The organism is Mesorhizobium sp. M0894, from assembly GCF_040319725.1.
In the GTDB taxonomy this organism is placed as follows: domain Bacteria; phylum Pseudomonadota; class Alphaproteobacteria; order Rhizobiales; family Rhizobiaceae; genus Mesorhizobium.
Map to the genome: position 1 here is coordinate 537,462 of NZ_JAMYOG010000003.1, position 12,893 is coordinate 550,354.

Below are 12,893 nucleotides of genomic sequence, written 5' to 3' on the forward strand. Positions count from 1 at the left end.
ACCGCCGAGTCACGCCGCCGGCAGGATGATCTCGAAGCGCGTGCCGCTCGCCGAGTCAACCAGCCGGATCGTGCCATCATGCGCTTTCAGGAGGGCCAGCACGATGCCGAGGCCCATGCCGGTGCCGCCGGAATCGCGGCGCGTGGTGAAGAACGGCTCGAAGATGCGGCCTCGGTTGCTGGGCGAAATGCCGGCGCCGTCATCGTCCACCACAATGGTGGCCTTGCCGTCCGCGCTTGCTGCCGTGACCGAGACCAGCGTCGCGCCGTGTCGCGCCGAATTGTCGATGAGATTGGCCAACACGATCGCGGCGTTTTCGGCCGATATGCGCAGGCCGATATCGGCGCCCGCCTCGAGGCGCACCGCCAGCCTGTGGTCGGCCGGCAGCAGCGCCAGTGCCGGAGCGAGTGATGTGCCTTGGCCGCTGGGCTCGAGATTTTCGGCACGCGCAAGGTCAAGCAGGCGGCGCACCAGCAGATTGAGCCGGCCGGCATCGGTGACGATATTGTCTGAAAAACGCCGCCGCTCGGCCTCGTCCATCGCGCCGCCCGAATCGCGCAGCAGTTCGGCTGCCCCCTGGATCGCCGTCAGCGGCGATTTGAGTTCGTGCGAGACGTGGGTGGCGAAGGTCTGGATGCTGTCGGAGCGCGCATGCAGCTTTTCGGCCATGTCGAGGAAGGCCGCGGAGAGCGCCGCCATTTCGCGCGTGCCGTGGTGATCAAGCGGCCTGATCGCCTCACGGTCGCCGGCGGCGATGCGCTCGGTGCGCTCGATCAGTGCATAGATCGGCCGGCTGACGGTGCGCAGGAAGACCAGCCCGATCAGCAGCGTGCCGCCGAGGATGGCGATTGCCGCCAGCGCCACCTTGCCGCGCTCGCCAAAGAGATGCTTGACGATGTTGTTCGGCGTCCGCGACAGATAGACCACGCCGGCGACCTTGCCGGAGACCGCAACTGGTATGGCGACGAAGACGCGGACTTTGGTGCCGCGGCTGACCGAATAGAGCGGCGGCGACGGCTGGTCGGGAACCCGCAGCCTGAGCGCGCTGGCGTAGCGGCCGGCAAGTGCTGCGCGAACCTCTTCGACAGCGGCGAGCGACAGGCCGGCCTCCTCACGCCCGGCGATGACCACGCCTCTGGGATCGAGCAGCCGGAAGCCGGCCAGCGTGGTTTTCTGCGTCGCGGCAAGAATGCCCGACAGCCGCGCGCCGATCGCCGCGACGGCAGGATCGACGCTGGCCGCCGTGGCCGCTGGCCGGGTCGGCAGTATCCTGTCGGACGCAAGATCGAGGCGCGGTTCGATCGGCTGATAGGCAGAAGCCCGATCCCTTGTACTGGGTGGAGGCATGGGTGTGCCGAGCTTTTCCGGGGCAAGGCCGGCCTCACGGACCTCTAGCGCATAGATCGCGGCAAGGGCGGCACCTTGCGCGATCAGCTCGGCCTCGGTCTGGCGGATCAGCTGGTTCTCGTACAGCCGGAAGAAGAACAGGCCGGCCAGCGGCAGTGCCATCACCATGATCAGGATGGCAATGACGACCGTGGCAAGCCGTGGCCGCCATTTGCTGCCAATCCGTTCTTGGGCGCTCACGCGCCGCATTTGCCGAGCCGGAAGCCGACGCCATGCACGGTCTCGATTGCATCGACGCAGCCGACCGCCGCCAGCTTGGCGCGGATGTTGCGGACATGGCTGTCGACGGTGCGGTCGGCGACGTGGATATTGGCAGCATAGGCATTAGCCATCACCATGTCGCGGCCGAGCACATGCGCGGGACGCGCCAAAAACCCTTTCAGGATCGCGAATTCGATGCCCGTCAGCACCAGCGGCTTGCCGTCGAAGCTGGCTGTATGGCTTGCCGGCACTAAGGCCAGTCTGCCATGCGAGAATTGCCGATCATCGGCATGTTCGGGCGCAGGCCGGGCGCGGCGCAGGATGACGTTGACGCGGGCGACCAGCTCGCGCGGGCTGAACGGCTTGGTGACATAGTCGTCGCCGCCCATTTCCAGCCCGAGGATGCGGTCGATCTCTTCATCCCGCGCTGACAGGAACAGCACCGGCACGTCGGATGTGTGGCGCAGCCGCCGGCACACTTCCAGCCCGTCCATTTCCGGCATGCCGATGTCGAGCACGACGAGATCGGGCGCGCGGCGTTCGATCGCCTGCAAGGCAGCCGCGCCGTCCGGCACCGCCAGCGTCTTCATGCCGGCCTTTTCGAGCGCGAAGCAGATGATTTCGCGAATGTGCGGATCGTCGTCGGCGACCAGTATGTGGTGCGGCATCAAATCAGCGGCCCGGCATGAAGGGTTCGGACATCGGAGGAGCCACGAACGGGATACGTGCGTCGAGAGCACGAAGGCGCCGCCAGTCGCGAAAGCTCCAGGCGCGCCAGTTTTCTAGGCCGGCGCGGTAGCGGGCCTCGTCCTGCCCAAGCAAACGGGCGAGTTCGCGGTACGAGGAAACGCTGGCCGCATTCGTCCTGCCCTGATGCTCGAGGAAACGGTCGAGCGCCGGCCAGGCGCTGGGACCGAGCGTACGCAGATACCAGAAATCGAGTTCGGTGCCTTGGCCGGTCATTTCGAATGAGTGCTCGACATTGTAGTTGGCGATCAGCGCCGCGAAGTTGACGAAGCAGCAGGCATAGAGCGTCATTGAAAGCGTCAGAAGATTGGCGGAAAGCAGCCATTCATTGGATTTTTCGAACGCGATGCGGGCGATGATCAGGGCAAGGCCCGCCGCCACCAGTCCGATCCAGACGAAGGCGGCGATGCGCCAGTAGGTCAGCGCGTAGATGCCGATATAGAGGTCGAGCCGCAGGATCGACGAGATGACCAGCACGATGTTCTGCGCCACCCAGACGTAGACCAGCCGGCGGATGAGCGGATCGCTGGAGGTCGTGCTGCCCGGCCGCAGCGCCGCCAGGACGAAGCCGGCTGCGAGCAGCGCTGTGATGATCAAGGGATAGGCGCCGCGATGCGCATAGGCGGCGTAGGTCAGCCCGTCGGGAAGCGCGATGCCGCCCCACAGATAGGTGGCGTCGAGCGCGGTCTGCATCGCGAAAAGGATGTTGAAGACGACCAGCGCACGAAGAATCGCGGCCTTGCCGAAGATGATGTCCTCGATCGCCTTGGCGGGTTTTGTCGTCGCCCGGCCGACAGGCACAGGCGACAGCACACGCGGAATGGAGCGGAGAAAGCGCGGTAGGCGCGGGCGCAGAAAGGCCCAGACGCCGACCAGCACGAACAGCCAGAAGGCGAGACGCGGCAGCTGGATGAGCTCGAGCAGTGCCATTAGGTCGATCAGCGACAGCCAGTATTCGACGACCGGATTGGCGGCGCCGAACAGCGCGAGAAACACCGCGCCGAGGCTTAGCGGCATGACCCAGACGGCAATCGTCGCAAGGCGCACGCGCCGTCGGCCAAGCTGCCGGGCCGCCTTGCGCCAGCGAAAGAAATCCAGGACGAACCGAAAGGGCGTTGCAAGCAGGAATAGCGAGAGTTGGCCGGCAATGCGGGCAACCCCGTGCTTCAACCGCCCGGCCAGCGAAAGCGCGAAGACGGCCAGCGCCGCCAGCCCGATCGAGACGGAAAGCGCACTGACATTTTCCGCGAGCGGCAGCAGCGCCACAAGCAGCGCAACTGGCTTGAACCAGGGCCTGCCATCGTTGAAGGAGCCGAGAGGATGGACAGCCATGCTCGTGGTGGCAATCGCAACGCCGAACAGGAAAAGCGTGATGCCGGCCGGTTGGCTATAGAAGAAAAAATCGGCCAGCGCGACGAGCAGGACGGCAACGCCGAAGCGGCTGCAATAGCTCGGCGCCGGCGTGAGGAACGCTGTCATGATCGGGCTTTCTCGGCCGCTTTGATGCGGCCGGAATATCTGGGCGGGGATTTGCGGACGAAAGGGAGGAGGTTTGCCGGGGGCGGATCGACAAGCCACCAGCTGTCGCGGCGAAGCCGGTACGGCAGGGACCAACGGCAATTTGTTTGCTCTTGCATGCCGCCTTGTCGCATTCTGTCGGGTGGCAAGCGGGGCGGAGACGAGGAGATTTTCCGAAATTGCGTGCAGTTTTTATGCACGGCTTGCCTCGGCCGTCTGCAGGCGGCATAGATCGGACATGACTGCCGAACCCTCCCGCCCGCGCCGCTCGGTGCTTTACGTCCCGGCTTCGAACGACAAGGCATTGGCCAAGATCCGGTCGCTGGCCTGCGATGCCGTCGTCATCGATCTCGAGGACGCCGTCGCCCCGGCCGACAAGCTTTCCGCGCGCGAAAAACTGGCGGGGATTTTCGCCGGCCGTTCCAACCGGCGCTGCGAGATGGTTGTGCGCATCAATGCGCTGTCGAGCGAATGGGGCGCCGACGATCTGCTGGCTGCGGCAAAATGCGCTCCCGACGCCATCCTGCTGCCCAAGGTCGACACGCCGCGCGACATTCTCGAGGCCGGTGACGTTCTCGACGACAATTTTGCGCCGGACGAGGTCAAGCTATGGGGGATGATGGAGACACCCAAGGCGCTGCTCAACATCGGCCCGATCGCCGAGCTTGGCCGCGACCCAGCCTCTCGACTGGTTTGTTTCGTTGCCGGAACGAATGATCTGGTCAAGGACACCGGAATTCTCACCACGCCCGACCGGCGCTATCTCGTGCCGTGGCTGATGCAGATGGTGCTCGCCGCGCGCGCCGGCGGCCTCGACCTGCTCGACGGTGTCTTCAATGATTTTCGCGAAATGGACGGGTTTGCGCGCGAGTGCACGGAAGCGGCCGCCATGGGCTTCGACGGCAAGTCGCTGATCCATCCGGCCCAGATCGAGGCCGCGAACCGCGCCTTTGCGCCGTCGCCTGAAGCGATGGCCGAGGCACGCGCGGTCAAGGAAGCCTTCGCGCTTGCCGGAAATGCCGGCAAGGCGGTGATTGCGCTGAACGGAAAAATGGTCGAACGGCTGCATTTGGCGCAGGCCGAAAAACTGCTGGCGAAGGCCGCCGTCATCGGGGCATGATTGGCACTTACGACAGGAATGAAAAATGAAACTCTACCGCTTTTTGTCCGGCCCGGACGATGCCAGCTTCTGCCACAAGGTGACGGCGGCGCTGAACAAGGGCTGGCACCTGTTCGGCTCGCCGACCTATGCCTATGACAAGGAAGCCAAGACCATGCGCTGCGGCCAGGCCGTGGTGAAGGACATCGAGGGCCAGGAATACGGCCCCGACACCAAGCTCAGCGACTGGTAGCGCTGACATCGCTTCGGGTGCCCGCGAATGCGGGACACTTCTGGACGCTGGCGCGAAGGAACGCTGCGCTCTCCAGTCAAAACGACGTCACTCCGCTGCCTCTTCGATCTTCTCCATATCATCGTCCGACAGGCCGAAATGGTGACCGATCTCATGGATCAGCACATGGGTGACGATGTCGCCCAGCGTCTCCTCGTTCTCGGCCCAGTAGTCGAGGATGGCGCGGCGGTAGAGCGTGATGCGGTTCGGGCCTTCGCCGGTCTGCGGATTCCAGCGCTCGGCGATGCCGCGCCCCTCGAACAGGCCGAGCAGGTCGAAGGGCGTTTCCAGCGAAAGGTCGTCCATGATCTCGTCGGTCGGGAATTCGGCGATCTGAATGACGATCTCGCCGGTCAGCTTGCGAAACTCCTCCGGCAGATGGGCATAGGCCTCCAGCGCCAGGAGCTCGATTTCCTCCATCGTTGGCGAAAGCTGGTCGTGCCAGATGCGTGTTTGGTAGATGCGAGCCATGCTTTGTCCTTTGATCCCGGCATATAGGCTTTCGGGCCGGACTCGGCAAATGGCCGAGCTGGAGTGCCCGTGTCATGCCATCAAGGCAGGAATAAATTCCCCATGACTCCGCTTGACTCTTTGGCCGCCCTCTGGAATCTATAGGAACATAACAGGAACAATTGTGAGTGGAAGCTGACCGTCATGGCGACAAGCGCCGTGGCGCGGGAGACTGTTTTTGCCCTGCGCCGCCAGATCGCGAAGATCGAAGGGACCTTGTCCGAGCGCCTGGAAGCGCCGGCCGGTTCCTCGTTTGACGCGGATGTGCCTCGCCAGAGTCTGGCATCCTCTCGGAATCCGACACCCGCTCGGAATCTGACCATTGTCAGGCGCGGCCTCGCCGTGGCGCCGCCCGATGCGTTTTTGCGCACCGGTGCCGAGCGCCTCGATGCTGCGCTGAGCGGCGGCCTGCCGAAGGCGGCGCTGAGCGAGTTTCATGGCGCCGCGACCCGCGATGCCGGAGCAGTCGCCGGTTTTGTCCTGTCGCTCACCAGCCTGATCCTCAGCCAGGGGCCGCGACTGCCGGTGCTGTGGATCGGCACATCCGAGGTGTTCCGCGAGGCCGGCTTTCCCTATGCCCGGGGGCTTCACGCCTTCTTCGGCATCGAGCCGGAGCAATTGCTGTTTTCCGAGGCGCCAAGGCTGCTCGATGCGCTGTGGGTCGCCGAGGAGGCTGCCAGGATGACGGCGCTGGCCGCAGTCATCCTCGAAATCCGTGGCAACCCGCAGCGGCTGGATCTCACCGCGACGCGGCGGCTGCACGCCCGGGCGCAGAGTGCCGGCCGGCCGCTGTTCCTGCTGCGCCAGGCCGGCGAGCCCGAGCCGACGGCAGCGCCCGTCCGCCTCATCCTGTCGGCGGCACCGGCGGCAGCGCGCGAGACGATCGCCGGGCCGCTCGCCGGCTCGATCGGCCGGCCCGCCTTCACCATCACCATCGGCAAGAGCCGCACTGCCTTGCCCGGAAAATTCACACTGGAGTGGAACCCCGATGAACGCATATTCGAAGAAAGACGGGGCGAGGAATGGGCAAAGAATCCTGTCCCTGTGGTTTCCACATCTCGCCGCCGAGAGGATCCTGCGGCAGCGCCTGGGGCGGTCCTGGCGTTCCCGGCCGTCGGATCACCTGCCGCTGGTGATCAGTCACCGCGACCGGAACGCCCAGCGCATCGCCGCCCTCGACGAGCGGGCCGAGGCGCTTAACCTGAAACGCGGCATGGGCATAGCCGATGCACGCGCCATGCATCCCTCGATCGACATCGTGGAGGCCGATCCGGAAGCCGACCGGCGCCTGCTCGAAGGCCTCGCCGACTGGTGCGACCGCTATACCCCGCTGGTGGCGCTCGACGGGGCCGATGGCCTCTATCTCGACGTCACCGGCTGCACCCATCTTTTCGGCGGCGAACGCTCGATGCTGGACGACATCCTGTCGCGTTTTTTCCATCAGGGCTTCGATGTCCGCGCCGGGCTTGCCGCCACGCCGGGCTCGGCCTGGGCGGCGGCGCGGTTTGCCGGCGACCGCATCGTTCCCGATGGTGAGGAGGAAGCGCTTCTCGCGCCCTTGCCGTTGGCGGCACTGCGCATCGATCCAGAGGTCCGCGCCAGCCTCGAAAGCGTCGGCCTGCGCACGGCGGGCGCCGTCATGGCGGCACCGCGCGCGCCGCTGGCCCGCCGCTTCGGCGCATCGCTGCTATTGCGCCTCGACCAGGCGCTCGGCCGCCTCGACGAAGCCGTGTCGCCGCGCCTGCCGGTCGCGCCGCTTTCGGTCGAACGCCACCTCGCCGAGCCGATCATGCTGACCGAGGACATCGAGCGGCTGACAGGCATGCTGGCGGCCACATTGAAGAAGGACCTCGAGCGTCGCGGCGAGGGCGCAAGGCGGCTGGCGCTGCTGCTCTTTCGCGTCGATGGCGGCGTCAGCCGCATCGCCGTCGGCACCTCGCGACCTTTGCGCGAGCCGCTGCTGATCCAGAAATTGTTTCACGAAAGGCTTGCCGCGCTCGAACAGGATATCGACGCCGGCTATGGTTTCGATCTCGTGCGCCTCTCGGTGCTGACCGCCGCCGCCTTCGACATGCAGCAGGCAGACCTTGCCGGCGAGACGAACGACGGGGGCGCCGACATCGCGCTTTTTGCCGACCGCATCCGCGCCCGGCTCGGCGAAGGCGCGGTCTTGAAGCCGGTCGCCGTCGAGAGCCATCTGCCGGAGCGCGCCGTCGCCGCCATTCCCTTCGCCGAAGCGCCGCAGAGAAGCTCGCCGCCGAAGCAGCCGGACAAGGTGAAGGATGCTCCCACGACCGTCTTCCAGCCGGAACGGCCGATCCGGCTTTTCCGTTCGCCCGAGCCGATCGAGGTGCCGGCCACCGAAATGCCGGATGGCCCACCTTTGAACTTCCGCTGGCGGCGCGCGCTCTACCGGGTCGCGCGCGCCGAAGGGCCGGAGCGCATTGCGCCTGAATGGTGGCGAGAGGCGGCGGGACGGGAAGATGCGCCGACCCGGGACTATTTCCGCATCGAGGATGCCGACGGCCGCCGTTACTGGCTTTACCGCCAAGGCCTCTACGGCGCCTCGCAGCCCGCTCCGCGCTGGTTCATGCATGGAGTCTTCGCATGAATGCGCTGACAGCCGTTCCCTATGCCGAATTCGGCATCCAGTCGAACTTCTCGTTCCTGCGCGGCGCCTCGAAACCGGAGGAGCTGGTGGTCGCGGCGAAATTCATGGGGTTTTCAGCGATCGGGCTCGCCGACCGCAATACGGTGGCGGGCGTCGTGCGCGCCTGGCAGCAGGCCAAGGTGGAGGGTGTTTCCTATCATCCCGGCTGCCGCCTGGTATTTTGCGACGGCACGCCGGACATTCTCGCTTACCCGCAGAACCGCAAGGGCTGGGGCCATCTCTGCCGCATGCTGACGCAGGCCAATTTGCGCGACGAAAACGAAAAAGGAGCAACGCTTCTCAAACAAAGCGATCTTCTCGAATGGGGCGATCTCTTGTCGCTGGCCATCCTGCCGGATGTGTCGACGGGCGCGGCCGATAGCCTTGCTGTGCTTAGCCGGCTCACGGATCGCTTCGGCGAAAGCCTGCGGTTTGCGGTTTCGCCGGATTACCGCGGCAGCGACCGCTTCCGTATCGAGCAGGCGGCGGCGATGGCCGAACTGGCCGGCATCCCGCTGATGGCGACCAACGATGTGCTCTACCATACGTCGGAACGGCGCCCGCTGCAGGACGTGCTGACGGCGATCCGCCTCAATGTGCCCGTCGCCGAGGTGGGGCTGGAACTGGCGGCCAATGCCGAGCGTCATTTAAAGCTACCGCTGGAGATGGCACGGCTTTTCCGCAGGCATCCGCAAGCGCTGGCGGAAACGCTGCGTTTTGCCGGCGAGCTGAGCTTCTCGCTCAGTGACCTGCAATACAACTACCCCGACGAGCCGACGGAATCGGGCCTCGGGCCACAGGCCGAGCTGGAAAGGCTGGCCAAGGAGGGGGCCGCCATCCGCTACCCCTCGGGCGTGCCCGCTTTTGTGACGCAGCGCATCGAGGAGGAGCTCGCTCTGATCGAGCGCCTGAACTACGCGCGCTATTTCCTGACTGTCTACGACATCGTCAAATTCGCCCGCAGCCAGAACATTCTCTGCCAGGGGCGCGGCTCCGCCGCCAACTCGATCGTCTGCTTCTGCATCGGCATCACCGAAGTTGGCCCGGACAAGATCGACACGCTTTTCGAGCGCTTCATTTCCGAAGAAAGAAACGAGCCGCCCGACATCGATGTCGATTTCGAGCATGAAAAGCGCGAGGAGGTCATCCAGTACATCTATTCCAAATACAGCACCAAGCGCACCGCGCTGGCCGCCGCCGTCGTCAGCTACCGCGGCCGCTCTGCGGTGCGCGAAGTGGCCAAGGCGATGGGCCTGTCGGACGACGTCCGGAGCGCGCTGTCCAGTTCGATCTGGGGCTGGTCGACCTCGGAGCTCGGCGAAAAGGAGACAAAAGCCGGCGGCCTCGATCAGACCGATCCCTCGACAAGGCATGTGATCGAATGCGCCAACGAGATCATGGGCTTTCCCCGCCATTTGTCGCAGCATGTCGGCGGTTTCGTCATCACAAGGGACCGGCTCGACGAGATCGTACCCATCGTCAAGACGGCGATGGACGAGCGCAAGATGGTCGAGTGGGACAAGGACGACCTCGACGCGGTGAAAATCCTTAAAGTGGACGTGCTGGCGCTCGGCATGCTGACCTGCCTGCAGCGCGCCTTCACCCTGCTCCAGGATCATTATCCCGAGGCGCGGGACGCATATGGCCAACCCTATGTGTTGGCCACTCTCCCGGCCGAGGACAAACATGTCTACGACATGATCTGCCGCGCCGACACGATCGGCGTCTTCCAGATCGAATCGCGCGCGCAGATGTCGATGCTGCCGCGGCTGCGGCCGAAAAACTTCTACGATCTCGTCATCGAGGTGGCAATCGTGCGGCCCGGCCCGATCCAGGGTGACATGGTCCACCCTTATCTGCGCCGCCGGCAAGGCAAGGAAAAGCCCGAATACCCGAAGCCGGAACTGGAAAAAATACTCGGCAGGACGCTGGGCGTGCCGCTGTTCCAGGAACAGGCAATGAAGATTGCCATCGTTGCCGGCGGCTTCAGGCCGGGCGAGGCCGATGAATTGCGCCGCGCCATGGCCACCTTCAAGCGCACCGGCACGATCGGCAATTACCGCAAGAGGATGGTCGACGGCATGGTTGCCAAGGGCTACGAAAAAGACTTCGCCGAGCGTTGCTTCAAGCAGATCGAGGGCTTTGGCGAATACGGCTTTCCCGAAAGCCATGCCGCCTCCTTCGCCCTGCTGGTCTATGCCTCCTGCTGGTTCAAGACCTTCTATCCCGACGTGTTCTGCGCCGCGATTCTGAATTCCCAGCCGATGGGTTTTTACCAGCCGGCTCAGCTTGTCCGCGACGCGCATGATCATGGCGTCGAGATCCGAGAGGTCGACGTCAACTTTTCCGGCTGGGATTGCGCCTTGGAGCAATCGCCTTTCGATCCGGCCCGCATTCTCGACCGCCATGTTCAAATGCGCGGTGTCATCCGGACCAGCCATGCCGTCCGGCTTGGCTTTCGCCAGGTCAAAGGCCTGTCGAAGGAGCGCATGGAAGCATTTGTGGTGAGGCGCGGCGACGGCTACACATCCGTGCGCGATGTCTGGCTGCGCTCGGGCCTCAACGTCGACGAGATCGAAAAGCTGGCGCAGGCCGACGCCTTCCGCTCGCTTGGATTGAACCGCCGCGACGCTCTATGGGCGGTCCGCGCGCTCGACGGCAAGAGTGCCGCCGAAAAGCTGCCGCTGTTCGATCAGCCGGCAATCCGCTTGCGCGATCTGGAGCCTGAAACCCGGCTCCCGACAATGCCGCTCGGCGAGCACGTCGTCCACGACTACCGCTCGCTCGGCCTGTCGCTGAAGGCGCACCCGGTCGCCTTCCTGCGTCAAAGGCTGGATCGGTCCGGCGTCACGCCCAATGCGCGGCTCGGCCAGGTGCGGGACGGCCGGCGCGTTTCGGTCGCCGGCCTCGTGCTGGTGCGGCAGCGGCCGGGCAATGGCAAGGCGATTTTCCTGACGCTGGAAGACGAGAATGCGGTCGCCAACATCATTTTCTGGGAAAGGACTTTCGACCGCTTCCGCCCCATCGTCATGGGCGCACGTCTCATCCGCGTCACCGGCAAGCTGCAATCGGAATCGGACGTCATCCATATCGTCGCCGAGAAGGTCGAGGATCTGACGCCGTGGCTGTCGGTGCTGCTGGAAGAGGCAGGACCTGAGCCTTCGAGCCGTACAGACGAGGCTCGGCCGGGCAGCATCGCGCAAACGGAATTATTGGGAAAGGCGGAGAAGGTCATGCCCAAGGGACGCAATTTTCAATAGGCCCCCTGTCTTCGTCAGAGCGTTGCTGCGGTGCGGAATTTGATGACGGCAGGACAGAGGGGAGCGCGAAGGATCGCTGCGGAGCGGCCCTTATTCCGAGCCACCCAGGCGCGGCGGTGGCATGGCATCGTCTATGGCGATGACCCGCGCCTCCGATGGCAGCATGATAGGAATGCCGTCCCGCACCGGATAGGCAAGCTTTGCCACCCGCGAGACAAGCTCGCCGCGCTCCGGATCCCAGGCAAGCGGCCCCTTGGTCAGCGGGCAGGCCAGCAGTTCCAGCAGCTTGGGATCGACAGTCCTGTTCCCGTCACGTCCATCCGCCATTCGATCCGTCCTTCCACAAGGCAACCGCTTCGGGGTTTCGCGCGCGGACTTCCCTTCTCCCCTTGTAGGAGAAGGTGGCCGAGCGAATCTCGGTCGGATGAGGGGTGTTCCAGCTTGGCACCGACGGCACTCCGTCCAGCACCCCTCAACCGTCTCGGCGCTACGCGCCGATCCACCTTCTCCCACAAGGGGAGAAGGCAAGAGCCTACTGCAAACTCGAACCGAAATCCTCATTGTCGCGCGCCAGCGCCATTTCGGTGATGGCGATCAGCGTTTCGGCACGTGTCTTTAGATCGGCCGCTTCGAGCAGCGCCTGTTTCTCGGCCGGCCCGTAGGGCGCCATCATCGACAGCGCGTTGACCAGCATGGCGTTTTCGGCGCGGCTGACGCTTTCCCAGTCGGCCTCCAGATCGTTGGCCTGCAGATAGGCGCGAAACGCTTTGAGCAGCGCCGGCCGGTCGATCTCGGCTTCCGCCTGGTCGTCGTCGAGATCGGTGAGAAAGGGTGCCAACCGGCACTGGCGAAACGGCGTCCTGACGGTGAGTTCCTGGACAATGCGGAACCGGCACACGCCCTGCAGCGAAATCAGATAACGACCGTCGCCGCTCTCGGACAGCGCGATGATGCGCCCGGCACAGCCGACATTGCAGAGTTCCGGCTCGCCGTCGGGACGCAGCGCACCGTCGAGGCTGGGCTGGATCATGCCGATCAGCCGCGCCCCGGCGATCGCCTCATCGACCATCTGCAGATAGCGCGGCTCGAAGATGTTGAGCGGCATGCGGCCTCCCGGCAGCAGCAATGCGCCCTCAAGCGGAAAGATCGGCATGGTCGACGGTAAGTCCGCAGCGAGTCGGTAATGCGCGTTTCCCGCCTGCACCTCAA

The 12,893-nt window shown here is 64.8% G+C and carries 11 protein-coding genes; 5 read left to right on the forward strand and 6 right to left on the reverse strand.

Annotated elements, in window-relative coordinates; genetic code table 11:
• Positions 1-9: 9 nt before the first annotated feature.
• From NKH91_RS09000 to NKH91_RS09010, 3 genes are all read right to left on the reverse strand, one after another.
• Positions 10-1,509 carry an ATP-binding protein gene (locus NKH91_RS09000; RefSeq protein WP_502898979.1) on the reverse strand — a complete coding sequence of 500 codons (1,500 nt, stop codon included), beginning with the start codon at positions 1,507-1,509 and terminating at the stop codon, positions 10-12.
• Between the two features lie 74 nt (positions 1,510-1,583).
• A complete protein-coding gene (locus NKH91_RS09005) occupies positions 1,584-2,276 on the reverse strand; it encodes a response regulator transcription factor (RefSeq protein WP_352481091.1) in 693 nt (230 codons plus the stop codon).
• A 4-nt stretch (positions 2,277-2,280) separates the two neighbouring features.
• Complete coding sequence (locus NKH91_RS09010) at positions 2,281-3,834, reverse strand: DUF4153 domain-containing protein (protein ID WP_352845405.1); 1,554 nt, start codon at positions 3,832-3,834, stop codon at positions 2,281-2,283.
• Between the two features lie 277 nt (positions 3,835-4,111).
• Here NKH91_RS09010 and NKH91_RS09015 point away from each other — a divergent pair, with 277 nt between their 5' ends.
• Together NKH91_RS09015 and NKH91_RS09020 are read left to right on the forward strand one after the other, a co-directional pair.
• On the forward strand, positions 4,112-4,993 hold the full coding sequence (locus tag NKH91_RS09015) for an HpcH/HpaI aldolase/citrate lyase family protein (RefSeq protein WP_352845406.1): 882 nt from the start codon (positions 4,112-4,114) through the stop codon (positions 4,991-4,993).
• Positions 4,994-5,018: 25 nt separating this feature from the next.
• Positions 5,019-5,225 carry a DUF1737 domain-containing protein gene (locus NKH91_RS09020; protein WP_352458330.1) on the forward strand — a complete coding sequence of 69 codons (207 nt, stop codon included), beginning with the start codon at positions 5,019-5,021 and terminating at the stop codon, positions 5,223-5,225.
• Positions 5,226-5,312: 87 nt separating this feature from the next.
• Here the strand turns inward: NKH91_RS09020 and NKH91_RS09025 are convergent, their stop codons facing one another.
• On the reverse strand, positions 5,313-5,735 hold the full coding sequence (locus NKH91_RS09025; RefSeq protein ID WP_023721935.1) for a metallopeptidase family protein: 423 nt from the start codon (positions 5,733-5,735) through the stop codon (positions 5,313-5,315).
• Between the two features lie 183 nt (positions 5,736-5,918).
• Between NKH91_RS09025 and NKH91_RS09030 the strand changes: the two genes are divergently transcribed.
• From NKH91_RS09030 to NKH91_RS09040, 3 genes are read left to right on the forward strand one after another with little or no spacing between them, the layout of a single operon-like run.
• Positions 5,919-6,974 (forward strand): ImuA family protein, encoded by a 1,056-nt coding sequence (locus NKH91_RS09030; protein WP_352845408.1) that lies wholly within the window; start codon positions 5,919-5,921, stop codon positions 6,972-6,974.
• Positions 6,907-8,385, forward strand: coding sequence for a DUF6504 family protein (locus NKH91_RS09035; protein ID WP_352845410.1), 1,479 nt, complete (start codon positions 6,907-6,909; stop codon positions 8,383-8,385). Before NKH91_RS09030 ends, NKH91_RS09035 begins: the two co-directional genes overlap by 68 nt.
• The gene (locus NKH91_RS09040; protein WP_023720581.1) at positions 8,382-11,684 is read left to right on the forward strand and encodes an error-prone DNA polymerase; all 3,303 of its coding nucleotides are present in this window, start codon (positions 8,382-8,384) and stop codon (positions 11,682-11,684) included. The genes NKH91_RS09035 and NKH91_RS09040 overlap by 4 nt, the downstream gene beginning before the upstream one ends.
• Positions 11,685-11,774: 90 nt before the next feature.
• Here the strand turns inward: NKH91_RS09040 and NKH91_RS09045 are convergent, their stop codons facing one another.
• On the reverse strand, positions 11,775-12,011 hold the full coding sequence (locus NKH91_RS09045; RefSeq protein ID WP_023720580.1) for a Trm112 family protein: 237 nt from the start codon (positions 12,009-12,011) through the stop codon (positions 11,775-11,777).
• 205 nt (positions 12,012-12,216) lie between these two features.
• Positions 12,217-12,888: an LON peptidase substrate-binding domain-containing protein gene (locus NKH91_RS09050; RefSeq protein WP_023720579.1), complete on the reverse strand. Its 672-nt coding sequence runs from the start codon at positions 12,886-12,888 to the stop codon at positions 12,217-12,219.
• Positions 12,889-12,893 lie beyond the last annotated feature (5 nt).

What these genes read in the sequence shown, in the direction of transcription:
- NKH91_RS09010 (WP_352845405.1), bottom strand. Translation starts at nt 3,834, where the DNA reads ATGACAGCGTTCCTCACGCCGGCGCCGAGCTATTGCAGCCGCTTCGGC.
- NKH91_RS09005 (WP_352481091.1), bottom strand. Translation starts at nt 2,276, where the DNA reads ATGCCGCACCACATACTGGTCGCCGACGACGATCCGCACATTCGCGAA.
- NKH91_RS09045 (WP_023720580.1), bottom strand. Translation starts at nt 12,011, where the DNA reads ATGGCGGATGGACGTGACGGGAACAGGACTGTCGATCCCAAGCTGCTG.
- NKH91_RS09030 (WP_352845408.1), top strand. Translation starts at nt 5,919, where the DNA reads ATGGCGACAAGCGCCGTGGCGCGGGAGACTGTTTTTGCCCTGCGCCGC.
- NKH91_RS09015 (WP_352845406.1), top strand. Translation starts at nt 4,112, where the DNA reads ATGACTGCCGAACCCTCCCGCCCGCGCCGCTCGGTGCTTTACGTCCCG.
- NKH91_RS09040 (WP_023720581.1), top strand. Translation starts at nt 8,382, where the DNA reads ATGAATGCGCTGACAGCCGTTCCCTATGCCGAATTCGGCATCCAGTCG.
- NKH91_RS09000 (WP_502898979.1), bottom strand. Translation starts at nt 1,509, where the DNA reads ATGGCACTGCCGCTGGCCGGCCTGTTCTTCTTCCGGCTGTACGAGAAC.
- NKH91_RS09020 (WP_352458330.1), top strand. Translation starts at nt 5,019, where the DNA reads ATGAAACTCTACCGCTTTTTGTCCGGCCCGGACGATGCCAGCTTCTGC.
- NKH91_RS09025 (WP_023721935.1), bottom strand. Translation starts at nt 5,735, where the DNA reads ATGGCTCGCATCTACCAAACACGCATCTGGCACGACCAGCTTTCGCCA.